The sequence below is a fragment of the Embleya sp. NPDC050154 genome (genome assembly GCF_044460165.1).
Lineage (GTDB): Bacteria > Actinomycetota > Actinomycetes > Streptomycetales > Streptomycetaceae > Embleya.
The window spans coordinates 1-22,307 of the sequence record NZ_JBITJP010000055.1; the positions used below are offsets into that span (position 1 = coordinate 1).

The 22,307-nt window shown below is 71.0% G+C and carries 18 protein-coding genes and 5 pseudogenes; 8 read left to right on the forward strand and 15 right to left on the reverse strand.

Features of this window, described 5'->3' with window-relative positions:
- Positions 1-382 precede the first annotated feature (382 nt).
- The 4 genes from ACIBSV_RS49985 to ACIBSV_RS50000 all read right to left on the reverse strand — a co-directional run bounded on the left by ACIBSV_RS49985 (position 383) and on the right by ACIBSV_RS50000 (position 3,024).
- A complete protein-coding gene (locus tag ACIBSV_RS49985) occupies positions 383-1,303 on the reverse strand; it encodes a leucine-rich repeat domain-containing protein (RefSeq protein WP_395874574.1) in 921 nt (306 codons plus the stop codon).
- Between the two features lie 189 nt (positions 1,304-1,492).
- Positions 1,493-1,819: a Tn3 family transposase gene (locus ACIBSV_RS49990; protein WP_395874576.1), complete on the reverse strand. Its 327-nt coding sequence runs from the start codon at positions 1,817-1,819 to the stop codon at positions 1,493-1,495.
- A gap of 156 nt (positions 1,820-1,975) precedes the next feature.
- Complete coding sequence (locus ACIBSV_RS49995) at positions 1,976-2,137, reverse strand: hypothetical protein (RefSeq protein ID WP_395874578.1); 162 nt, start codon at positions 2,135-2,137, stop codon at positions 1,976-1,978.
- A 749-nt stretch (positions 2,138-2,886) separates the two neighbouring features.
- Positions 2,887-3,024 carry a hypothetical protein gene (locus tag ACIBSV_RS50000; RefSeq protein WP_395874580.1) on the reverse strand — a complete coding sequence of 46 codons (138 nt, stop codon included), beginning with the start codon at positions 3,022-3,024 and terminating at the stop codon, positions 2,887-2,889.
- Positions 3,025-3,166: 142 nt separating this feature from the next.
- On the opposite strand from ACIBSV_RS50000, the gene ACIBSV_RS50005 reads away from it, so the two are divergent.
- A complete protein-coding gene (locus ACIBSV_RS50005; protein WP_395874582.1) occupies positions 3,167-3,442 on the forward strand; it encodes a hypothetical protein in 276 nt (91 codons plus the stop codon).
- Positions 3,443-3,637: 195 nt separating this feature from the next.
- Here the strand turns inward: ACIBSV_RS50005 and ACIBSV_RS50010 are convergent, their stop codons facing one another.
- Positions 3,638-4,669 carry an NAD-dependent epimerase/dehydratase family protein gene (locus ACIBSV_RS50010; RefSeq protein ID WP_395874584.1) on the reverse strand — a complete coding sequence of 344 codons (1,032 nt, stop codon included), beginning with the start codon at positions 4,667-4,669 and terminating at the stop codon, positions 3,638-3,640.
- A gap of 161 nt (positions 4,670-4,830) precedes the next feature.
- On the opposite strand from ACIBSV_RS50010, the gene ACIBSV_RS50015 reads away from it, so the two are divergent.
- The 4 genes and pseudogenes from ACIBSV_RS50015 to ACIBSV_RS50030 all read left to right on the forward strand — a co-directional run bounded on the left by ACIBSV_RS50015 (position 4,831) and on the right by ACIBSV_RS50030 (position 8,253).
- Positions 4,831-5,082 carry a hypothetical protein gene (locus ACIBSV_RS50015; protein ID WP_395874586.1) on the forward strand — a complete coding sequence of 84 codons (252 nt, stop codon included), beginning with the start codon at positions 4,831-4,833 and terminating at the stop codon, positions 5,080-5,082.
- 374 nt (positions 5,083-5,456) lie between these two features.
- Positions 5,457-5,690: a hypothetical protein gene (locus ACIBSV_RS50020; RefSeq protein WP_395874588.1), complete on the forward strand. Its 234-nt coding sequence runs from the start codon at positions 5,457-5,459 to the stop codon at positions 5,688-5,690.
- Positions 5,691-6,436: 746 nt separating this feature from the next.
- A pseudogene (locus tag ACIBSV_RS50025) lies at positions 6,437-6,862 on the forward strand (transposase); the annotation flags it as partial.
- A 204-nt stretch (positions 6,863-7,066) separates the two neighbouring features.
- Positions 7,067-8,253, forward strand: a pseudogene (locus ACIBSV_RS50030) (IS110 family transposase).
- A 168-nt stretch (positions 8,254-8,421) separates the two neighbouring features.
- On the opposite strand, the gene ACIBSV_RS50035 reads toward ACIBSV_RS50030, so the two are convergent.
- The 7 genes and pseudogenes from ACIBSV_RS50035 to ACIBSV_RS50065 form a co-directional block, all read right to left on the reverse strand.
- The gene (locus ACIBSV_RS50035) at positions 8,422-8,883 is read right to left on the reverse strand and encodes a hypothetical protein (protein ID WP_395874590.1); all 462 of its coding nucleotides are present in this window, start codon (positions 8,881-8,883) and stop codon (positions 8,422-8,424) included.
- A gap of 848 nt (positions 8,884-9,731) precedes the next feature.
- Positions 9,732-9,827, reverse strand: a pseudogene (locus ACIBSV_RS50040) (arginine deiminase family protein); the annotation flags it as partial.
- Positions 9,828-10,097: 270 nt separating this feature from the next.
- Positions 10,098-10,400, reverse strand: coding sequence for an amino acid permease (locus tag ACIBSV_RS50045; RefSeq protein WP_395874592.1), 303 nt, complete (start codon positions 10,398-10,400; stop codon positions 10,098-10,100).
- 864 nt (positions 10,401-11,264) lie between these two features.
- Positions 11,265-12,185, reverse strand: a complete 921-nt coding sequence (locus tag ACIBSV_RS50050) for a universal stress protein (protein ID WP_395874594.1) — start codon at positions 12,183-12,185, stop codon at positions 11,265-11,267.
- Positions 12,186-12,261: 76 nt separating this feature from the next.
- Positions 12,262-13,173: a universal stress protein gene (locus tag ACIBSV_RS50055; RefSeq protein WP_395874596.1), complete on the reverse strand. Its 912-nt coding sequence runs from the start codon at positions 13,171-13,173 to the stop codon at positions 12,262-12,264.
- Positions 13,174-14,585: 1,412 nt separating this feature from the next.
- Positions 14,586-15,365, reverse strand: a complete 780-nt coding sequence (locus ACIBSV_RS50060; protein ID WP_395874597.1) for a potassium channel family protein — start codon at positions 15,363-15,365, stop codon at positions 14,586-14,588.
- A gap of 436 nt (positions 15,366-15,801) precedes the next feature.
- Positions 15,802-16,704: a universal stress protein gene (locus tag ACIBSV_RS50065; RefSeq protein ID WP_395874606.1), complete on the reverse strand. Its 903-nt coding sequence runs from the start codon at positions 16,702-16,704 to the stop codon at positions 15,802-15,804.
- 492 nt (positions 16,705-17,196) lie between these two features.
- Between ACIBSV_RS50065 and ACIBSV_RS50070 the strand changes: the two are divergent.
- The 3 genes and pseudogenes from ACIBSV_RS50070 to ACIBSV_RS50080 all read left to right on the forward strand — a co-directional run.
- Positions 17,197-17,298, forward strand: a pseudogene (locus ACIBSV_RS50070) (GNAT family N-acetyltransferase); the annotation flags it as partial.
- Positions 17,299-17,518: 220 nt separating this feature from the next.
- Positions 17,519-18,012: pseudogene (locus ACIBSV_RS50075) on the forward strand (CoA-binding protein).
- Complete coding sequence (locus tag ACIBSV_RS50080) at positions 18,009-18,266, forward strand: acetate--CoA ligase family protein (protein ID WP_395874599.1); 258 nt, start codon at positions 18,009-18,011, stop codon at positions 18,264-18,266. The pseudogene ACIBSV_RS50075 and the gene ACIBSV_RS50080 overlap by 4 nt, the downstream one beginning before the upstream one ends.
- 329 nt (positions 18,267-18,595) lie before the next feature.
- On the opposite strand, the gene ACIBSV_RS50085 is transcribed toward ACIBSV_RS50080, so the two are convergent.
- The 3 genes from ACIBSV_RS50085 to ACIBSV_RS50095 all read right to left on the reverse strand — a co-directional run bounded on the left by ACIBSV_RS50085 (position 18,596) and on the right by ACIBSV_RS50095 (position 21,927).
- Entirely contained in the window at positions 18,596-19,042 is a 447-nt protein-coding gene (locus ACIBSV_RS50085) for a pyridoxamine 5'-phosphate oxidase family protein (protein WP_395874601.1), read from the reverse strand.
- A 1,044-nt stretch (positions 19,043-20,086) separates the two neighbouring features.
- On the reverse strand, positions 20,087-20,734 hold the full coding sequence (locus tag ACIBSV_RS50090; RefSeq protein ID WP_395874603.1) for a hypothetical protein: 648 nt from the start codon (positions 20,732-20,734) through the stop codon (positions 20,087-20,089).
- 302 nt (positions 20,735-21,036) lie between these two features.
- Complete coding sequence (locus ACIBSV_RS50095; protein ID WP_395874605.1) at positions 21,037-21,927, reverse strand: universal stress protein; 891 nt, start codon at positions 21,925-21,927, stop codon at positions 21,037-21,039.
- Positions 21,928-22,307 lie beyond the last annotated feature (380 nt).

A 22,307-nucleotide genomic window follows, 5' to 3' on the forward strand; every position in this document is an offset into this window, starting at 1 on the left:
GCGACCGCTGCGAGGCGCGCCAAGCCTGACGATCCACCTGGTCCTCCCACGCGAGCAGTCGCCGCTACACCGCCGCATCCGTGCCGTCGCCAAAATCCTGGCGCACGAGCTGCACTGGCTGCCGGACTGACGCGCTGCGACACCCGATGATGCCGGGGCCGGCGTTGTCGCCGAACCAAATGTGGGCGGCTTTGGTGGGCGTGACTGGATGTGTGCCGGTGCTGCTGAGGGCGTCGGGGTGGCCCCGGAGGTCCGCGCCGACGGTCGGCGGAGGCGCCCGTCCGAGTGAGCCGCCACCACGCGCGCCCTCGCGGGTCGTCGGCCCCTTCCGAGGACGGCGGTCCGCTGTTTTCGGGGGCGACAGACAGTCCTCTGGAAGCCACTACGCGAGAGCTTTTAGCGACATCGACAGCGTTTCGGTCACCTCGTCATCCACGTAGAGCCTGGTGAGGTTGGCGAGGTTGGCGATGGTGTCCGGCAGCGACGTGAGCTGGTTGCCGGACACGTAGAGGTGACTGAGGTTGGTGAGGTGTCCGATGGTGTCCGGCAGCATTGTGAGCTGGTTGCCGTCCAAATAGAGCTGGGTGAGGTTGGTGAGGTTCCCGATGGTGTCCGGGAGCGCGGTGAGCTGGTTGCCGCGCAGGCCGAGCGTCTCAAGTTTGGTGAGGTTCCCGACCGTGTCCGGGAGCGCCGTGAGCTGGTTGCCGTGCAGGTCGAGTCGGGTGAGGTTGGTGAGGTTCCCGACCGTGTCCGGCAGCACCGTGAGTTGATTGCCGTCCAGGCAGAGATGGGTGAGGTTGGTGAGGTTCCCGATGGTGTCCGGCAGCGCCGTGAGCTGGTTGCCCTCCAGGTAGAGCAGGGTGAGGTCGGTGAGGTTCCCGATCGTGTCGGGGAGCGCTGTGAGCTGGTTGTATTCCAGTTGGAACAGGACAATCCGGGCGAGGTTCCCGATGCTGTCCGGCAGCGTCGTGAGCTGGTTGCCGGACAGGTGGAGATGGGTGAGGTCGGTGAGGTTCCCGATCGTGTCCGACAGCGTGGTGAGCTGACTGCCGTCCAGGGCGAGCAAGATGAGGTTGGTGAGGCTCCCGATCGCGTTGGGGAGCGTGGTGAGCTGATTGCTGCGCAGGTGAAGCCGGTCGAGGTGAGCGAGGTTCCCTACGGTGTCCGGGAGCGTGGTGAGCTGGTTGCCGTCCAGGTAGAGCGCTTTGAGGTTGGTGAGGTATTCGATGGTGTCCGGGAGCGTGGTGAGTTGGTTGTTGGATAGGTCGAGCGTGGTGATGTTGGTGAAGTCGGGGAGTATCACCGGTGATTCGTGTAGCGATTCCAGTAGCTTCAGCTCCCAACCGTCAGGACCCGCTGCTTTCTCACGGGGATCGTTCACACCTGAACTCATCAGGCCTCCTGGGGTGTCGGCAAGATCCGAGGAATCTACCCCACTGCCGCCTGAGCATCGGCGGACGGCTCTCGACCCGTCGAGGGGGACACTTGGCGCTCACGATGTCCCCCACCGTGTCCCCAGGTTCGTGCAGGTCACGGGCATTTGGGGACACACGGGGACTGGGGGTGCCACGATGGCCTTCGGCGCGCGAATCGTGACCCGTAGGCGTGGGGCCGAGTACCGGCGCTGTACGTAGCGCAGTTCGTCCTCGGCGCGGCCGTGGCCGCCGGACGCCACGGCCTTGACCCCGGTGTTCGTGCCGTACGCGTAGATCACCAGCAGCAGGCGCTCCGCCAACACCTGGGCCGTGAGGCTGCGGCCGCCGGAGACGGAGGTGACCGCGTCCAGGCAGCCGGTCCGCAGCACCGCGTCCTTCAACACGTCGATCGGCGGTACGACGCCCCGTCGCCGCCGTTCCTCGTCTGTGATCCTGCGCAGGTTGCGCGGTTCGGGCTGGGCCTCGGGCGCGGTCAGGCGGATCGCCCCGGACCTGCGCTCGGCGAATGTCCAGCCAGGGCAGCTTGGTTGACGGCTCGTTCAGCAGGGTGGTTCGGCCGTCAGCTGTCCGCGCAACTCGTCGACGTATACTGCGGCGTCCGGCGGCTTGCGCGGTTCCCGGTAGTTTTCTCCTCCCGCCGGGGCCTCGAAGTCGCGGGGCAGGTCCTCGTCGGGGTCGTGCCACCTGTCGGCGCCGACCACCCGGTTCTCCTTGCACTTGAGCCGATCGCGCAGGGCCTGGAAGGCGACGACCCGAGCCCACCGCCACGACCAACGAATGCGTGAATCTCGCGGCCGCCATCGGACCCGCGCCGGAACCCCAAGGTGCGGGCGCGGGCGCTTCGGTGGTGATGTGCGCGGCGGTCGCGGGGATGGGCGGCGTCGGCAAGACCGCTACGGCGTTGGCGGCCGCCCACGCGCTGCTCGACAGCGGCCGGTTCCGCACGCGGTGTTCGTCAACCTCCGCAGCTACGACCCCGACCCCGTCACCGGCGACCAGGCCCTCGAAGCCCTCCTGCGCGCCCTCGGCGTCGACCCCACCCACATCCCACCGACACCCGACGAACGAGCCGCGCTCTACCGCTCACTCCTCGACGCCCCGCACCGCAAAGGGGAGGCCGTGCTGATCCTCGCGGACAACACCTCCACCGCCGACCAGGTCCACCCCCTGCTCCCCGGACGCGGGGCACCGGCTCTTGGCCACCTCACGCCACACCCTCACCACCCTCGGCGCACGCCAACACACCCTCGGCGTCCTCGAACACCGCGAAGCGGTCGACGTCATCGACACCGCACTGCGCACCGCCGACCCCGCGAACCCGCAGTGGGACGGCGCGCGCAACGCGGGCGCGGACGTTCCCCTACATCGCCCTCGAAGGGCTCAACGGGGCCGGGAAGTCCACGCTCCGCAACCGCCTCGAGGAATCGTTGTGGGCACTGGGAATGAACGCCTACACCATCGGCCACCACTCCTGGCAGTCGCCCGGGCCGCGCGGATCATCCTCGACGTAGGGGAGCGCCGCCGCGCGCACCCGCCGGAACGCGTCGGGCTCGCCTACCTCGACGACCGGATCGCGCGGAGCGACCACATCCTGGCGCGGGTCCTTCGGGAGGTCCCCGTCATCGGGGATCGTTCCCTGATCAGCGACATCGTGTACCTGGAGGCGTTGGACGCCATCCCGGCGGAGGAGACCTGGGCCCTGTACCGCCGCAACGAGGTGTGTCTTCACCGTGACGTCTTTCCCCTGGCCGGCGAACCCCGTCACCGTCGATCTGGTCATCCCCTGGGACCCGGCGGTCCTGTTCGGCGACCCGCACCAGGAGTGGCAACGCGACACGGTGGTGGGCGCGGGAGGACGGGGCGAGTACCCCGGGCTGATTGTCGGCATCCCCAGTTCCTACGTGGCCACGTCGGAGCCGGGATCGACGTGGTACCTCGTCGCCGACGACAGCCGGATCGACGCCGAGCCCATCAACTCGATCAGCTTCCCCGCCGTCCCGGCGTAGGCGGCGGCCCGCAGGGTCGGGCCGGGCCGCTCGTCGCTCCTCCCGCCCGCGTCGTCGCGTCCGGCGCCGGTCCGATGCTCGTCACCGCCACGCGCACCGGGCCCGGCGGCAAGCGCGCGGAGACAGTTCGACGAATGCGGGATCGGGCCCATGGGTGTCACCTCTCCGTCGGCGCCGGCCACCTCCTTCGGTCGGTCAGGTGCCGGGAGTGGTGGTGGGGAGTATCCAGTCGGGCACGACGTGCGGGTTGTTCTTGAGCCAGGACACGTACCGGTCGATGTCCTGTTCGAGGGTGATCGTCGGTGCCCATCCGAGGAGTTCCTCGGACCGGCGGGTGTCGGCGTAGCCGCCGAGTGGGTCGCCGTCGGGTCGGGGGGCGTCCCTGAGGACGGCGTCGGGGTAGTGGCGGGCGATGAGTTCGGCGATGTCGCGGACCGAGGTGGCTCGTCCGCTGCCGATGTTGATGGTCTGCGCCGCGGCCTTGTCGGCGACGAGCGTCAGCACCGTGGCGCGGGCGATGTCGTCGACGTGGACCATGTCGCGGACCTGGTGGCCTCCCCCGTTCAGAAGCATCGGAAGGCCGAGCTGAGCCGACATGGCCAGCCAGGGCACCATCCACGAGTGCGAGCCCGGCTTCGGGATCTGCGGTTCGCCGTACACGGAGAAGTACCGCAGCACCGAGTATTCCCGGGCGCTCGATCCGCCGATCATCAGCCGCACCTGGTGCTCGCCCCACAGCTTGGTGTTCGCGTACACGGAGACCGGGGTCGGGGGCCGGCTCTCGGTGAACCTCCGGGCCCCGTTCCCGGTGCCGTTGCCGTACACCGATGCCGACGACACGAACACGAGTCGCCGCACCGGTGACGCCACGACCTCCTGCAGAACCGTCTGGGTGCCGTGCAGGTTCGCCGCGAACGCCAGGTCCGGCCGACGGGTGCACGCGGCCACGTCCGTGTACGCGGCGGCATGGATCACGAAGTCGGCTCGGGCGACCAGGGCACGGACCGTCACGGCATCCCGCACGTCACCGCACACGACCTTCGCCGCGTACGTGTCGACGTCGAACAGGCCGCGGACGGGGTGCGGATAGGCGTCGAACCGGTCGAGGACGATCGCCGCGGCGCCCACTCGCGCCAGCAGCGCCACGATGCGGCTGCCGACGAGGCCGCCGCCTCCGGTCACCAGCACCCGCGATCCTTCGAGTTTGCGCAACCGCGCGTCCTGCATGGGAAATTCCTCCTGGTGGTGTCGGGCGTGGCCGTGCGCCCCGGGCGCCGGTGGCGGCGACGGGAACGGCGGTGAGGCTCCGGGCGTCGCGACACGGCCAGCGGGGCCGGGCGGGATGCGACGCGGCGGGCATGGACCGGTGCGGGGAGACGTCCATCGGTTTGCAGCGTGTACACGACGTCCTCCGGGGGACGGTGCCCCCGTTCCCGAGGTGGCCGCCCGGGCGCGGCCTCGTCAGCCACACGGCCGGTGGACTGTTCGGCGAGACCGCGAAAAAGACCGTCGGCGTCAACCCCTACACCGACATCATCGGCGTCGCCTCCAAGGCATTCAACGACGTCGAAAGGTACGCCCTCACCCACGACACGGACGACCAACCCCAAATGCACCAGGAACTCCACGACAACCGCTGACCCGACACAGGCGCACCCCGGCCCCACCGGGGTGCGCAGCTCGCCCTCGCCGAAGCCGCTCGCAATGCCGCGCCGACCCTCGCGGAGCGCCCGGACGTTCGCCCGTCCACTGCGCCCGCGGGTGCGTGCGATCGTGTTGACCACCTTGTCCCACGCCCGGGGAGTGGTTGGTCGGGCGGTCGGTGTGGTGCGGGCCGGTGTTCGCGGGCTGTGCGCACATCGGCGGGGCGACGTGGACCCGCTGTGCGAGGGCGAGTGATCGACTGCACGGCGAGCGCCGTCGAGACTGGGACACGGGAGCTGTACCGGCTCGCCGGGTATCTTCTGCTCGACGTCGCCTTGGTGTGGTGGGCCCACGGCGTGGGTGGTTGTCCGTGGGTGTCCATGGCCCGGGGCAACGCCACCAAACGTTCGCGGAGTTCGTCGTCGGTGAGCACGTCCCGGGGCAGTCCCAGGACCAGGCGGTCGCGGGGTTCGCGGGTGGTGGCGCGCAGGTGTTGCGTGGGGACGTGGTCGAGGAGGTCGTGGGCGTGAGCGGCGGCGTCGCCGGGCGCGGCGGGGGCTTCGGCGAGGGCCGGGACGGCGGTGGCCGCCGCCCAGCCCGGTGACGCATACGCGGCGGCCGCAACGGATTCGCGGGCGTGCTCGCCCGCCCGGTCGCCCTGTCCGAGGGCGATGTGGGCCTCGGCGGCGTGCAGGAGATGCTCGGCACGGTCGAACCCGAACCGACCCCGGGCCTGCGCCGGGCACGGGTCCAGGGCGTCGTCGGCGTCGGCGAGGGCCCGTCGGGCGTCCTCGGCGCGACCGAGCGCGGCCAGGGACGGCGCGAGTGCCCAGGACGACAGTTGCGCGCCGTAGCGGTGTGGCCGCGAGGGCGAGGCCGCGCTGGACATGCACGAGCGCGGCGTCGTGGCGACGGTCGGCGCGGGCGACCATGGACGCCGCACCGAACGTCCACGCCCGCAGGTCGTCTGCGCCGCGGCGGTCGCCCAGCAGCGCGGCGGCGGCCAGGTGGGCCTGGACGCCGGTGTGGTCGCCCAGGTGGAACGCGAGGTTGCCCAACAGCGCCGTGAGCCGGGCCGCGACCGACCGCAGACCCGCCGTCGCGACGTCGTCTCCACCGCCGACGGCATGTTCGAGTACGGGTGCCAACATGACGCGCACGCGGTGGAGTTCGCCGAAGAGGATGTGCGGTGGGTGGCGCGCATAGTTGAGCGCGTAGTGCTCCACGGCCGCCTCGGCGAGGTCGACGAGGGCCCGCGACGCGCGCGGGTCGTCGGCGAGGGCGAGGTGGAGGGATTCACGGACGGCGGGCAGTCCGGCGGCGGTGGTCACGTGTTCCACCCCCCAGTGCGTGGACCGCAGGAACCCGCCCGACGCACCGCAACTCGTGCCCTCGGTCGAACGGTTGCCTCCCTGGTCGTCCGGCCGCCGGACACCGTCGTTGCCGACCGCGGTTTCGGCACCGCCGCCAACGACCACGCGATGACCGAACTCGGAGTCCTGCGGATCGGCCTCCAACGCACCGGCACCCCCGGAAAGGCACGACGCGAGCACGAACGAACCCGGCCCTTCCGCCGAATGGCGGAACTGGAGAGTAGGCATCGAAGCCCGCATCAGGCACCTCAAGCGCACGTTCGGCTTCCGCCGCACCCGTCTCCGGCGCCTGACCGGCGCCGGCACATCGGCCGGACTCGGGATCTTCGCCTACAACCTCCAGCGGATGGCCATCCTCAGCCGGTCCTACGTTGCTGTGCGGGTTGATCAAGGCCAGTCGTAAGGTCTGGAGACCCGGAGACACCGGGTATGGCTTTCAGCCGGTTGCCCTCGTTGGCTCGCTTCACCTGGCCGTCCGGTGTCTCACGACGACTCGGCCGCTGATTGGGAGTTGCGAGCACCGGGAGGTGTGTCGCTCGGTAGGACCATGCCGGCGAGGTCGTTCGGGAGGACAACGCACACCGACGAACCGGAGGAACCCGTGCCCATGATCTGGGCGGGCGTGGACATCGGCAAGTCCCATCACCACTGCGTGGTCCTGGACAGCGAGGGCAGACGTCTGCTGTCCCGACGAGTCCTGAACGACGAACCCGAACTGTTGATCCTGCTCGCGGACGTCCTGGCCATCGACGAGGACGCCGTGTGGGCGGCCGACGTCGCCGACGGCATGGCCGCCCTGCTGATCAACGTGTTGCTCAACCACGATCGGCGCCTGCTCTACATACCCGGCCTGGCGGTGAACCGCGCGTCGGCCGGCTATCGAGGCGTCGGCAAGACGGACGCCAAGGACGCGACCGTCATCGTCGACCAGGCCCGCATGCGCCGCGACCTGGCGGTGCTGCGACCCGACGACGAGCACGCCTTGGAACTGCGGGTCCTCACCAACCGTCGGGCCGACCTGAACGCCGACCGCACCCGCTGGATCAACCGCCTGCGCGGCCAACTCTCGGCAATCCTCCCTACGTTGGAGCGCGCGCTCGAACCGGTAAACGTGGGCCGCCCTTTGATCCTGTTGACCGGCTATCAGACCCCGGCGGCTCTGCGTCGCACGGGTCGAAAGCGGCTGACCACCCGGCTCCGCAACCGTAAGGTCCGCAACGCGGAAGCCCTGGCCGAGGCCGCCCTGGAAGCAGCCGATCGACAGCACAACGCCGTCACCGGGGAGAAGATCATCGCGCAGGTGATCCACACCCTGGCGAAGGAGGTGATGGTCCTCAACGAGCAGATCGCCGAGATCGACAAACTCGTCGAGGCCCGGTTTCGTGAACACGAACTCGCCGAGGTGATCTCCAGCATGCCCGCTATCGGCCCGCTCCTGGGAGCGGAGACCCTGGCCGCCACCGCCGGCGACATGAGTCGCTACGGCAGCTCCGACCGGTTGGCCGGCCTTGCCGGCGTCACCCCCGTGCCCCGGGACTCGGGCAACGTCAGCGGCAGTCTCCACCGACCCCGGCGCTACCATCGCGGCCTGCAACGCGTCTTCTACACCTCCGCGCTCATCGGTATCCGCAACTGCGAGGCCTCGCGGACTACTACGAACGCAAGCGCGCCGAAGGCAGGCGACACACCCAGGCCGTCCTCGCCCTGGCCCGACGACGCGTCAACGTCCTGTGGGCCCTGATCCGTGACAGTCGGTGCTATCAACGCGAACTCCCTGTCATCGCTGCGGCTTGACAACCTCATTGGGAGGTGAAACAGACCGAAGCCGAGGCGAATCCGTCACGGTCGTCGGACGGCACTGCCCTTCACCTGGACGAACCCTTTTCAGGGGCAAGTAGCTAGACAACCGCCGCACCTGCCAGGAGCCCCCTCCGCGTTATCCGCCCGGCCCGGGCAATCTCCTCACATACCCTCAAGCCGTTCATGGAGTTCCTCGGCGAATCGAGTCCGGTAGACGCCGTGGACGATGGCCCCGGGAGACTGGTAGCCCCTGTGCTCAGGGTCCGAGACATCCCCGTCCCACGGCGCCACGCCTTCCGGAAGCAGCGGAGCACGACCCAGATACATCCGAGCAACTTCTTCCAGCCGTAGTTCTCCCACAATCACCGAACTCCACAGCCCGTAGCCCTGCCCGACCACCCACATGCACAGATCCTCGGTGCCGTCTTCGGACCAGACGTCCCCATCCACGCTCACACCCTCCGAGAAGTCGGCCAGCGATTCCGCCGCGGACTCGTATGCGAGCGCGAACGCTTCAAGCACCTCCCGCGAGTGGGACTCCAACCACAACTCCAGGGCGGACAGACGTGGTCGTGTCGCTTCCAGGACCTCCCAGAACCAATCGGAAGCATGATCCGGTCCCATCTCGGCTCCTGTGTCGACGGCTGCGGTACTCGCCCGACCGTACAGCGCAGGTGGCCCTGGACACTCCCGGGCCTCATCGTCGGCGAAGGGCGCTGACCACCTGCACAGTCACCGGTTTACAGTCAGACACTTCAGACCCGCGAAGAACACCCACGGTGGGCCGGCGCAGGTCGGCGCTGCGGTCGACGGGGGCGTCCTCGGAGCTCTTGGCGTTGTCGGTAGATCTCCGTGGCTCGGCTCGCCGGCGTTTCGCCTTGGAGTCCAAGGTCGGTGCCTCTCGGTGGCCGTCCAGGAAAGGTTGCACGTGTTGTCGATAAGGAACGAACTCATCGCGGCGTATGGGGCGTACGGGCTCCACACCGTCACCCAGGCCCCGGATTCACTGGTCGATCGTGACGCCAGGCGTCTCGTCTGCGAGATCGGCGTGCCGCGGGGGGTTGGGGGAGGCCATCACCTTGACTCCGAGTCGGATGGAATCCGTCCCGGCGAAATTCGGCTTCCTCTTCCTCGACAGCCATCGCGCTCTTGCCGACCGACTGCTTTTTGTCGGCTACATCGGGCGATGTCCTGTGCCTGGACGGAGCGACGGGCGCCGTGGGTGCCATCGCGACGCGTGAGGGGCCCGACCGACCGTCGTGAACGAACACCTGTCCATGTTGGTGCGGTGTATGGCCGTCGTGGAATCACGCTCCGGCCTTGTATGGTCCGTATCCCGAGTGGCTGCGGCAGCAGTTCGAGGGCGTGATCTGGATGTTTCGGACGGGTGCGCAGTGGTGTGAGATGCCGGAGCGGCCGATGACCAGGACGTCGCCGCCCTCCATCGTGGCGGGGTAGGCGGACTGCCCCGGGTTCCACACGTTGGGGTCGCCCTTGGCGAACATCGGGTGGTAGTTGTAGATCGCCTCGAAGTGCACCGTCTCGCGGCGGCGGGTCGGCATCTGCATCGCGTTGATGGCGACGCCGTCGTACACCCCATGCCGAGGTGTCACGCGTGAACAGGTGGTTCGTCACCGGTGTGACGACGAAGTCGTCGAGATCCATGGTGTGGAACGCGAGACTGTCGGGTTGCTTGATGTGCTCCAGGACCTCGCGCTTGGTGATCCCGCCGATCAGATGCCGTACCAGCGTGTCCGCTTCGAAACCCTCGAACAGACCGCGTAGTTCGTCAACCGCGAGCAGGCCTTACGCCCGCTCGTCGAAAACTCGGTCGAGGATCAGCAGGCGTCGCGGGCATAGGCGTAGGGGCCACCGGATGCCGGGATGCGGGCCCCGAGCCTGCCGAAGATCATCGCGATGAGGATCGCGCCGACCGACACCAGGCCGAACGCGAGAATCGAGACGGTGCCGTACTTGGCCAACGTGGCCGGCAGCAGGAAGATCCCGGTTCCGATCACTCCGCCGATCACCAGTGCGATGGCCTGCGCCAGGCCAAGCGATCCGGGAGGGCTGCTCTTGCGCGCGCCAGGCGCCGGGACATCCGCGGGTGCTGTGCCGGCCGGCATCGTTTCCTGGCTCATTTCCGGTCCTCCTCGTGGCGGATGCACCGCAGAGTCCCGCGATGCGGGACGGCCACCCCGCCATCCCTTCGCCAGTGATCCTCTCGGCGGAACGGGACCGGCGATCAGAGCCGGCACGCCCGACCCGAACGGCCACCCGGCCCTGTCTGCAGGGCCCGTTCGGCCCATCGGCCACCGCGCACGGCACTACACCTCACAGGCTCGGACGAGAAACGCCGTTTCGAGCCACGCCATGCCGGCACCGGCGCGCCACCCCTACGACGCCGGGACAGCTGTCATCCGCGCGGAGCGGAGATGCACCCCGACCGAACTTGCGAGAGCGGTCCGAACGGTGCGAGGACCCGACGCGGTTGAGCGCCGAGGTCCGCCGGACCGATAGCGGCGACGCCCTGCTGATCGGCGTCATTGGACCACGAACGCCCCCGCGAACGCCCCCGCGCGCTGCTGATCGACCATCCGACGGCCACAGGACGATGACGATCACCTCCCCACGACTCGACACCCGCCGGGCCCGTCACGTCGCCGAAGCGGTCCGAGGACGCCTGGGCACTCCGGCTTCGGCACGGACCGTCGACCACGTCGTTCCGTTCACGGCTCCGTTGCCATCGAGATCGCCCCCGGGGGTCGGCCGCCATAGGACAAGTCGCTTCGCCTGCGTCTGCGTTCGCGATACGGAGCTCCGGACGCGACAACGGGGAGGCTCGAAGCCGGGGATCGGACCGTTCGTCCGGCTCGATGCCCGAACGTTCACATCGACGGCGAGACGCGCGAACGGTCCGCCACCCGCGGCAGGCAGGGTCGGGCGGCGGACCGGTCGTCACAACACCGACCGCATGGGGAGGGAAGTCCCCCATGTACCCGGGGTCACGCGTGGATCGGAACGAGGAGGATCGGGGCCTTGGCGTGGTGGAGCGCGGTGTGGGTGACGCGGCCCAGGTTGGGGCCGAAGCGCCCGGTGTTGCGGTGCGCGGCGAGGACGACCATCTCGGCGCCGGCGCTCGCGGCGACCAAGGCGTGCGAGGGGGAGTCGAGGACGACGTCCTCGGTGACGCTGACGTCCGGATATTTCTCGCGCAGGGGTTCGAGGACGGCGGACAGGGTGGTTCGCGCGGCGGCCCGCCAGTCGTCCATGAGCCAAACGGCCGGGGCATAGCCGATCCCGGCGGTCGTCATGGCGGGGTACAGCCACGCGTGGAGGGCGCGCAGCGGCAACCGCCGGGCGTGGGCCAGGGCGAACGCGGCCTCCAGGGCGGGTGCGCAGTCGTCGCCGGAGACGCCGACCACGATCGGTTTCGGGGAGCGGTCGGCGGCGGTGTCGTGGTCGGGGTGGACGACCAGGAGTGGGCAGCGGGTCGCGGCCGCGACGGGGAGGCTGACCGACCCCATCAACAGGCCGATGAAACCGCCCATCCCTCGGCTGCCGACCACCAGCAGTGCGGCGCGATCGCTCGCGGCCTCCAACGCGTCGATGGCGTTCGCGTGTTCGACTGCGGCGATCACCGGGAGGTCGTGGTGGCGGGCGCGGGCGCGGGCGGCGCCCCGGTCGACGATGGCGCGGGCGTTCTCGCGCAGCTGTTGACCGAAGCGGTCGTCGGCGGCGGCGACTTCGACCCATTCCAGTACGTGCAGTACCTCGAGGGTGGTGTGGCGGTGGGCGGCTTCGTCGGCGGCCAGATCGACGGCGTGTTCGGCGCCGGGCGAGCCGTCGTATCCGACGACGACGTGCCCACGGGCCGGCGCCGCAGGGGAGGACGATCCGGTGGGGGAGGTCGATGCCTGGTTCACGGCGGGTTTCCTTTCGAACGGTTGATCCTCGGGTCGGACGCCGGCCCGTGGCTCGGGTGCCCGGGCCGGCACGCGCTCAGTCGTGGGCGGCCGATGGCGCGTCGTTCCGCGCGGTGGGGACGATCACGAGCGGGCAGTGGGCGTGGTGGATGAGCCCCTGGCCGACCGACCCCGGCAACAGGCCCGCGAAGCCGCCTCGGCCGTGGGCGCCGACCACCAGGCACAGGGCGTGCTCGGCGGCGTTGCGCAACGCCTTGACCGGATGCCCGACGGTGACCTCGCGGCGCACCGGCACGGCCGGGTACTTCTCGGCCCAACCGGCAAGGGCCTCGGCGAGCCGGAGCCTGCCTTCCGGTATCTCCTCCTCCATGCGCAGCCCGGCCAACAGTCCGACGGGCGGTCGGCGGACATGGACGGCCACGACCGTGGCTCCGCGACGGGCAGCCTCGTCGAAGGCGTACGCCACAGCCGCCTCGGCGCGCTGTGCCCCGTCCACCGCGACCACGACGGTCGGGGGCTCGCTGCTCGTGTGCTCGGGTTCGCGGACGACGACGACCGGGCACCTCGCGTGCGCGGTGATCGGCACCGCGACGCCGCCGATGGTCGGCAACTCCGTCACGGCGGACAGTCGCCGCGACCCGAGAACGATCATCGCCGCATCCCGCGTGTGCTCGCGCAGCACGGCCACGGGCGCCCCGTCGGCCAAGACCGTCACCGCGGCCAGTTCGGGACGGCGGGTCGCGACGAGGTCGCGGGCCTCGTCGAGCGCGCGCAGGCCGGCGTCGCGGAATCGTGCGCCCCAGGTCTGCCGATGCGGATCGGTCTGGGGGTCGCGGTCGGCGCCGACCGGCCAGTCGAGCGCGTGCACCAGGCGCAGCCACAGACCCCGACGGGCCGCCTCGTCGGCCGCCCACACCACGGCGAGCCGGCCCGCGTCGGTATGGTCGACGCCCACCACGATCGGCGCCCTTCGCCCATGCTCGGTCACGGTTGCCGCCCCCGTCTCCGGCGGCCGATCATCTGCCGGCCCTGTGACACGAACACTGCTCGTGCCGGTGGGACGCGGCCAGGGTCGTTCGACCCGAGCCGTTAGAACCGGTCGGCCCTGCCAGGCGCACGGAATCGGCACCGGACCGGTCGCGAGCGGAACGGACGCGGCCGGCGGCAGGGAACACGTCCAGGAACGAGATGGCACACCGCGCGGGGTCCGGGTGTCGCACGCCCTGCGGTGAGACGGCCGCTGCTGCGGCCTCCGGGGCACGAGGACCCGGACGCGCCGCCGGCGACGCATCGTGCGATGTCGGCGGAGAACCTGCACCTGCGATTTCGCGGCACTCGCAGACGTCGGTACGCGAGAGCGCAGCACACCCGGCCGTGCCGGGTGCGGCGCGCTCATCGCGCACATCCACGACGGGCGTGAGGCCGTCGAACACAACGGCGACGCGGGCTGAGGAACTCGCCTTGGCGATGGCCGATGCCCGACACGGCAGGCGGTGGGCACCCCGCCGATCGAGCACGCGGTCACGATGGCCCGCCCGGACACGGTCCGCACGCTGGTCGCGGACACGTTTTTGTTCCATCGCCCGATGCTTGGGGTCTTCGAGAACACGGATTGCCGACGCGCAACCGACCCGTGGCCGCGGTGACGCACTGCAACTCCCCTCGAGCGGGCCTCGTCACTCGCCCTCGAGGAGCGAGCCCGGAGTCGGCGTGGAGACCCGGCCCGGCGCGAGGGGCCCGTGGTGCGTCGCCGAACCGGGAAGAGTCGTCCCGACCGTCGAGACCCGGACAAAGCCGCGCCCGCCCACCGAGGCCGACGTTCCGCGCGCCCGCCGTCGCGGTTCATCTGCGGCATCGAGACGACGGGCCGAGGCGGGCACAACCTCGATTCCGTGACCCGTCACGAAGACGCGTTCGGGAAGGCCCGCGGAAGGGACGCAAATCATTTGCTCGACGGGGCGTTCTTCCCGTCGGCGGATGACGCGCGGCCGACGTCCCAGGACCCGACCCGAAGAAGGGATTCGACCGCGGTGCGGTTACCGGTCGCGCTGACATCGACACCCGGGAGGAGCGATGCATCACGAGGCCGGACACCGTCGGCGCCACGCGATCGAACAAGTCCACCCGGTTCGACGACCGACCAGAGGGGTGTGCGCGCCTTCGCAGTGCCATCGACCCAGGGCCTCGCAGCCCGCCCCGGGGCACCCTCGTCGACCGACCCTGACGGCGGCCCGTGTCGTCGCCCGTGCCACCCACCGGCACAGGGCGTCGGGACCGGTGTTCGGTGCGATCGCCCGGCGACGCGACCGGTGGCGCACGCCGCGCGCCCACGCGTGCGGCAGCCGAGACACGGCGGTCAGGTGAGCCCCGGACCAGTGCCCGCGAGCAGGCCCATCGCGTTCATTTCGCGCAGGGGCGGTCCGACCGTCGGCCGAGAGCACTGTGTGGGGAGTCGGCTCGTGCCGCCGCGGCCAGGTGGTCGTTCAGCCGTCGCAGCTGCTCTTCAATGACCTGCAGGCGCTGCTCGAGAGAAGCGTATTCCAGCCGTTCCTCCGCCTGTTGCTCGGGAAGGATCAGCCGGGTGGCGATCGTCGCGGTTACCACACCCATCATGCCGATGCCCACCACCATCAACACCGCCCCCACCAGGCGCCCCTCGGCGGTGACCGGGTGCAGATCGCCGTACCCGACGGTGGTGACCGTGCTGATCGCCCACCACAGGGCATCCGGATAGTCGCCGATGTTCGCATCCGGCGCGCGGCGCTCCGGTGCCAGGACGGCCGCGGCACCGGCGACGAGGATCGTCAGGACCAGCGCGACGGTGCTCACCAACAGGCGACCGGTGCGCCCACCCCGTGCGACCGCCCCGATACGGCCGATCACCGCGACCAGGCGCAGGATCCGTGTCGCGGGCAGCGCGACCGCGGCAAGGTCCAGCGGGTGGGAGCACACGAACCGCCAACGGTCGCGGCTGAGCCTGAGCCTGACAAGGTAGTCGGTGACGAAGACCGCCCACACCCCGTACTCGATCCACAGCACCGGACGCGCACGCGCCTGCAACGCCTCGCCCAGAACGAACGTGGTCAACGAGAGGACCGCCAGGAGCATCAGCCATGGGGTCGTCGCACGCTCCCACCGCCGATACGTCGTGGACTCGTGGTTCCCGTTCGAGTCCCGCATCACGAACTCCGTCAGGTAGGGACACCCTCGGACCGGCTCCGGCCCTGTGTCACGGCGGTCGCCGTCGCCGATCGCTCATCATCCTCCCGGCGTACGCAAGACAAGCGAGGGGTCGGAGGACACCACACCTGTGCCGGGGCTGTGCCGGTCGAGCGCAACGCCTCCTCGAAGGATGCCCGCACGGCGGCGAAACGATTGCGGCGGCCACGATCGCCGTGCGTGCCGGGGCGCGGCGCTCACATCGGGCGACTAGCGGGACCGAGCCGCGCGGGTCGCCGGTCGTGGGGAGCGCAACTTCGCGTATGCCCGGCCGGCGGTCAATCCGCGCGACCGACGGTGGGCACCGACGCGGCGCGGCCACCCCCGGTCGAAGCGTTGCGCACGGCGGCCCCGTCGGCATCGACCCACCGGGGAAGCGGCCGGTCTCGTCGGGTGCTCAGCCGCGGGTGGACGCGTTCTCGTCGCCCGAAACCGGGACGATCATCAAGGGGCAGCGGGCGTGGTGGATCAGGCCCTGGCTGACCGAGCCCAACAGCATGCCCGCGAAGCCGCCGTGCCCCCGGGTTCCGACGACCAGGCCCAGCGCGTGCTCGGCGGCATCGGCCAGGACCCGCACCGGGTGTCCGACGACGACTTCCCGCCGCACCGGCACATCCGGATACTTCTCGCTCCACCCGGCGAGTGTCTCGGCGAGCCGGATCCGGCCCTCCCGAAGTTCCTCACCGGTGCGCAGTCCGGCCATCAGACCGGTGGACGGCTGCCGAACGTGCACGGCCACGACCGTGGCGCCGCGGCGCGCGGCCTCGTCGAACGCGTACGCCACCGCAGGTGCCGAGCGCTGCGACCCGTCCACACCAACCACGATCGTGCGCGGGTCGGCAGTGATGTGCTCGGGCTCGCGGACCACCACCACCGGGCACCCGGCGTGCGCGGTGATCGAGGTCGCGATGCTGCCGGTGATCAGCAGCTCGGTCGTCGCCGACAGCCGGCGCGAGCCGACCACGATCATCGCCGCGTCCCGCGCCTGTCCGGGCAGCACCGAGATGGGCGCGCCGTCCAGGAGGACCCGGTCCGTGACCAGCGAGGGATGGCGCGCGGCCACGAGCGCGGCGGCCTCGTCCAACGCGCGCGTCCCGACGGCCCGGAAGCGTTCACCCCAGGTCTGCCGGTGCGTGTTCGTCTCCGATCCGCGGTCGGCGCCGGCGGGCCAGTCCAGGGCGTGGACCAGGCGCAGCGGCAGCCGGCGGCGGGCGGCCTCGTCGGCCGCCCACACCACGGCGAGCCCGCCCGCGTCGGTGGGCTCCACTCCTACCACGATCGGCGGCGTTCCCTCGTTCATGTTCACGGTGAACTCCCTCTCTGGGACCGGCGCTTGACGGCCCGTGCCCCGAACACTGCTCGTCGTCGGGGCCCGGACACAGGGCCGATGGACCCCCGCCGGGGGACCACCCGGCCTTGGCCGTGCCCGGGTGATCGAGACGAGACTGACCGTGAGCGGCGCGCGGGCGCCACGGTCGAAGGGAACCGGTCCATGAACGAGCTCGGCACAGCGCGCGAGACCTGGGTCCTGGCCGCCGACGGCGAGACGGTCCTGCTGCGCCCCCGGGACCCCAGGACCGGGACGCGGTGCCGGCGATGCATCGTGCGATGTCGGCGGAGGCTCTGTACCTGCGGTTCTTCGGCACCTCGCAGACGTCTGTGCGCGAGATCGCCGAGCGGGTGAGTACGCCCGGCCGGGCCGGGTGCGGTGCGCTGATCGCGCTGACCCACGACGGGCGAGTTCGTCGGGGTCGTCGAATACGACGGCGACGCCGACTCGGGCGAGGCGGAGCTCGCCCTGGCGGTGGCCGACGCCTGGCAAGGGCGGGGAATCGGCACTCTGCTGATCGAGCACGTCGTCACGATGGCCCGCGCGGACAAGGTGAGCACGCTGGTCGCGGACACGTTGCCGTGGAATCGCCCGATGCTGCGGGTGCTCGAGGACATGGGGCTGCCGGTGCGCGACCGCCCGGTGGCCGGGGTGGTGAACTGCGTGATTCCGCTGGACGGCGACATCGCCTCGACGGAGCGGTACCTGACCGCGATGGCGTGGTGCGAGGGCCCTGGCGGATGTGGCCAGTCTCGCGCCGCTGTTCACCCCTCGATCGATCGCGGTGGCGGGTGCCGGACATCGCGCGGAATCCGTCGGCCGGGCCCTGCTGCGCAACGTGAAGGCGGGGTACTACACCGGGCCCCTGGCCGTGCTGCACCCCACGCAGACCGAGGTGGACGGGGTGCCGGCGTTCCCGACGCCGGACCTGCTCCCGGAGGTGCCCGACTGGTGGTGGCCGTACCGGCCGACCGGGTTCCCGATCTGGTCGAGGACTGCGGGCGCGCAGGTGTGCGGGCCCTGGTCGTGATCACCTCGGGAGGCACTCCCGAGCAGGCCGCGCGGGTGCGCGCCTCCGTCCGCCGCCACGGGATGCGGATGGTCGGCCCGAACTGCCAGCCAGGCCGGGCCGACGTGCGCGGTGTGCACCGCGTCCCCGGGCCGGGCGCCGCCGGGCCGGCCGCGAACGAGCAGGACGAAGTGCTGGGTTCGTTGGTGGTGTTCGGGCTGGGCGGGGTCGCCCCCCCGACGTCCTTGGCGACCACGGTGCGCGGTTGACCCCGCTGACCGACCTGGACGCGCACTCGCTCCTGGCCGCCTCACGAGGGGCGCCGCTGCTGTACGGCCGCCGGGGTGGGCCGGCCGTCGACACCGCCGGGATCGAGGACGTCCTGCACCGGCTGTCCAGGCTCGCGGACGATGTGCCGCAGCTCGTGGTAGCCGACTTGAATCCCCTGGTCGCCCGCCCCGACGGCGTCACCGTCGTCGACGCCCGGACCCGCCCGGCGCCCCGACACGGACAGGATCCCTGACTGCGGCGACTGCGCCGACCTCGTGCTCGAAGGAGGATGCCCGACCGGGTTTCGGATCGCGGGGGAGGCCGATATTTTCCCGCGGTCCGACCGAGGCCCCACGGAAACGACTCGCCGACGACCGCCGTCACGGCTCGTCGCCCCGTTGCGACGCGTACGCCGGGCGCCCGAAGGGACACGGCTGTGGCTGGGGTACCGGGACGCCTTGCCACACCGGCACAGACGGTCACCCGGCCCGATACCGGTTGTCGCCGGACGCCCGGCCTTGGCTCGGCCATCGGGGTCGGTGCCTACGTCGGCAGGCCGCGTGCGAGGCGTCCGTGACGTGCTCAGGACGTTTTGGGCCCGCCGGGGGAGGGGACGGCAGCCGCACGTTGCACCAGTCGACCGGTGACGAACTCGGAGGTGATCTGGAACCACGCCTGTTCCCCATCGTCGCCGTCGACCTCGGGAAGCAGCCGTTCCACGCGCGCGACGGCCGCAGGGTCGAGGACACGCGAGGCCTGCCCGGTGACGGTACCCGTCCAGCCGGTCCGTGCGGCCCGGTCGATGTGATCGGCCTGGAACGCGACCACCGCGTCGAGCGCGGCCCTCGCGAGCGGGGAGTCGACGGGCGTACGAAAGACCACGCACTCCCGGTCGACGGCGAAGACCACCAAGTGAACGGCCGGGAGAGCGCCCTCGCTGACCACGACGCGTCCCACCTGTGCGCCCGCCATCAGTTCCAACGTCTCCCGGCGGTCGAGGGGACGTTTCGTTACGGGGTGTTCGCTCATCTCTCCACCTTCGAACCCCGACCCGACCTCGGCCAGGGCCGAAAGACCCGGTGCCCGACATCCGCTCAACCCGTCCCCGAGCGGCGATTCCCGACGCCTGGCATGGCGAATCCGCCTGGTGTGCGCGGCCACCGGCCCTGGCCGTTTCGACCGGCTGGACGACGGCACGATCCCTCGGATCCGAGCGCAGGCCACGCGCACGTGTCCGTGCCGGCCAATCCCACCGGCTTCGGAACGGCGGCGTCGTCACCGCAGGCCACGAGTCGTGCACCCGTGGGGGAGAGCGCGCCGGTCCACCTGCCACGCCACCACGACCACGGGTGGCACCACACTCGCGACCACCGCCAACCAGGATGCTCGCACCCAAGGCCCGACACGGGCCCGCTCGGGCGCGTCGGCATCCGATGCGGGCACGGGCTCTCGCGGCGTCATCCCTTGCCCGGTCGGCCCAGCACGTCATTCGTTCGAGGCACGCATGCTCCGTGTGTCGAGTGACGAGCACGCCAACGGCCTCCCGAATAGGCCATCGTGTCCGGGCAAAGGCCACGGCCCCGGCGCACGGCCGGGTCACCGTGAAAGGGGTCAGACCGATGTCCGTCGCCACTGTCGGAGCGACCGGGTGGCTGTGGACCGTCCGCATCGTCAACCACGGCCGCCCTGCCCTGAGGCAATCCAAGATCCAGTGCACCGATCCGCCATGCCCGGTCGTCCCCAGGTACGGCGACCCCGCCGACCGCGCCGCGGCTTTGGAACACCTCGCCTTCCACGCCCGCGGCGAAGGCCCGGCCCGCCCCGACGCGACATGCCGCTGCCGAGGCGAAGGATGCACCTGGCACGCGCGCATCCGAGGCCGATGCGCGAGCACCACCCGATTCGTGGTCTTTCCAGATCGGACCGGCGGCGTCTGCCGGTTGGCCGAGATGTGCGCCGCGTGCGCGGTGGCCATCCCGCCCGTCGGGGTGGGATCGGATCCGGGTGGCCCGACACACGAGATTCGGCCGGGCGCCCGTCACATGGACGATGCCCGGCCGGGTCGTGTGGCGATCAGAGCAGCCAGCGGTGGTCGCGGACGATCGGCAGGCGGGCCCACAGGGCGCCCAGGCCGAGCCGGCTGCCGACGGCGACCGCGGCGAGGGTGATCAGGGAGATGGCGTAGATGACGTGGTAGTCGGTGAAGGGGTTCGTGGAGGAGCTGGGCTTGCCGCTGTCGAGGTGCTTGGCGGGCGGCCATTCGGCGATCCACATCAACGCCATCATGGCGGTACCGGAGACGGCCGCCGGACGCAGACCGATGCCCAGGACCAGCGCGACGCCGACGCCGAGCAGACCGAGCATGAACAGCCAGTCGGCCCAGGGCTCGCCGGCCCAGTCGCGCAGGGTGCCGGCCATCGGGCCGACGTCCACGTGGGAGAGGAAACCCTTGGTGGGGGAGCCGCCGTCGAGCCAACCCTTGCCGCTCGCGGTGGCGTAGCCGAGGCCGAACGTCTTGTCCAGGAACGCCCACAGGAACACGAAGCCCAACAGGACCCGCAGGCCGGCCACGGCGATGTCGGTGGTGCGGACCGCGGCGACGGCCGGGGAGCCGGTCGCGGTGTCGAGCGCCGACCCGTCGACCGTGGCCTGGGGCGCCGGAGCGGAGCGGTGCGGCAGGTGCAGGCGCGAGGGCATCCGGTGCTGGTGCGACGTTGCCATGTCGATTCCCTCCCTGGTGACGCCGGGCCCGGTGCCCGGCGCTCGGCCACGAACGTGTTCCGCCGGGCCGTGACATCAATCTCCCGTGTGTCCGGTGCCCGCCCCAGGGTCGACCGGCCCGACCTGTCGGGTCCAACAGCCGGTTGCCCGCGCGGCGTTGCGGCGAGCGGTGCAGGCGCGCAGCGAAATGCGGGCGGTCGCCCCCGACGGATCGGGGACGACCGCCCGCGGCCGATGGGCACCCGGGAGCGCATCGCACCTTTGTGCCATGCCCTCCGTTCGCCCGTGACCGAAACGGCGGGTCAGTCCACGGGCACGAGGAGGACGGGCGCGTGTGCGTGATGCAGGACCGTGTGGCTGACCCGGCCCAGGCGGGTCCCGAAACGGGCGGTGCGTCGGTGGGCGGCCAGGACCACCAGGTCGGCCTCGCGGGACGCCTCCACCAGTGCGCGACCCGCGCCTTCGCGCACGAGCCGCACCTGGGACTCGATCTCGGGGTGCTTGGCCCGAGGTGCAGCCGTCCACGTGTCCAGGGCGTCGCGCCGCAGGGCGCTTGCCGCGGCCAGGGACTCCAGCGCAGGCGCGGGAAGCCCGATCGGCGCGGGCGTGACCGGTGGGAGCGCGTTGAGCGCGCACACCCGCAGATGCCGCAGCTGGGCCTCCTCGTAGGCGGCTTCCACGGCGGGCCGGCAGTCCGCGCCCTCGACGCCGACCACGACCAGGCCCTCGGGGCCGCCGTCCACGGCCGGTGAGGGGTCGTGTTCGCCACGCACCACGAGCAAGGGGCACAGTGTGTAGGCGGCCACCGACAGGCTGACCGAGCCCAGCAACAGGCCGGCCATGCGTCCGTGCCCGCGGCTGCCGACCACCACGAGCGAAGCGTGTTCGGCGCAGGCGAGCAACACCTCGTGCGCGGCGCCGCGGCGGACCCGCCCGATCGTCCACACCTGCGGGTGCAGCGCCTGCGCGTGCGCGACGGCCGCCTCGGTCGCCTCCTCCGCCTCCCGGCGGACCTGCCCGACGTAGGAGTCGAGTTGGCCGTCCTCCGGCAGCGTCCACGCGGCGACGATCTCCAACGGCAGACCGCGGTTCGCCGCCTCCAGGGTGGCCTGGGTGACGGCGGACAGTGCGCCGGGCGAACCGTCCACGCCGACGACCACGTGCCCGACGGGAGCGTGCGGGGTGACAGACATGGACTCGTCCCTTCTCGACGGCAACACCTCGGCAGTGCCTGCCTGTTGAGTCCATGTCAGCGCATTCCGAAGGGCGCCGTAGGGGCCGTTCGGAATGGGTGACCGGGCCGGTCGGCCCGGTCACGGCCCGTAGGAACCGCTCGTTCGGCCCGGGTTCGATCCGGGGCCTCGTCCGAGACGGGACGGCGGCGTTTGGCGGCGTCAGCCCAGCGGGACGCGCCATTCCAGGAGGGCTCCGCCGTCGGGGGCGGGCCCGAACGAGCAGGTGCCGCCGAGGGATTCGGACCGTTCGCGCATGTTCGCCAACCCGCTGTCGCGGGTCGGGTGCGCCGGTGGGCCAACGCCGTCGTCGCGCACCCGCAGCCGCACGTGGTCGCCGT

Excerpts from the sequence above, each read along its gene's own strand:
- ACIBSV_RS50095 (WP_395874605.1), bottom strand. The coding sequence starts at position 21,927 with ATGTCTGTCACCCCGCACGCTCCCGTCGGGCACGTGGTCGTCGGCGTG.
- ACIBSV_RS50010 (WP_395874584.1), bottom strand. The coding sequence starts at position 4,669 with ATGCAGGACGCGCGGTTGCGCAAACTCGAAGGATCGCGGGTGCTGGTG.
- ACIBSV_RS50060 (WP_395874597.1), bottom strand. The coding sequence starts at position 15,365 with ATGCGGGACTCGAACGGGAACCACGAGTCCACGACGTATCGGCGGTGG.
- ACIBSV_RS50085 (WP_395874601.1), bottom strand. The coding sequence starts at position 19,042 with ATGAGCGAACACCCCGTAACGAAACGTCCCCTCGACCGCCGGGAGACG.
- ACIBSV_RS50045 (WP_395874592.1), bottom strand. The coding sequence starts at position 10,400 with ATGAGCCAGGAAACGATGCCGGCCGGCACAGCACCCGCGGATGTCCCG.
- ACIBSV_RS50065 (WP_395874606.1), bottom strand. The coding sequence starts at position 16,704 with ATGAACGAGGGAACGCCGCCGATCGTGGTAGGAGTGGAGCCCACCGAC.
- ACIBSV_RS50090 (WP_395874603.1), bottom strand. The coding sequence starts at position 20,734 with ATGGCAACGTCGCACCAGCACCGGATGCCCTCGCGCCTGCACCTGCCG.
- ACIBSV_RS50035 (WP_395874590.1), bottom strand. The coding sequence starts at position 8,883 with ATGGGACCGGATCATGCTTCCGATTGGTTCTGGGAGGTCCTGGAAGCG.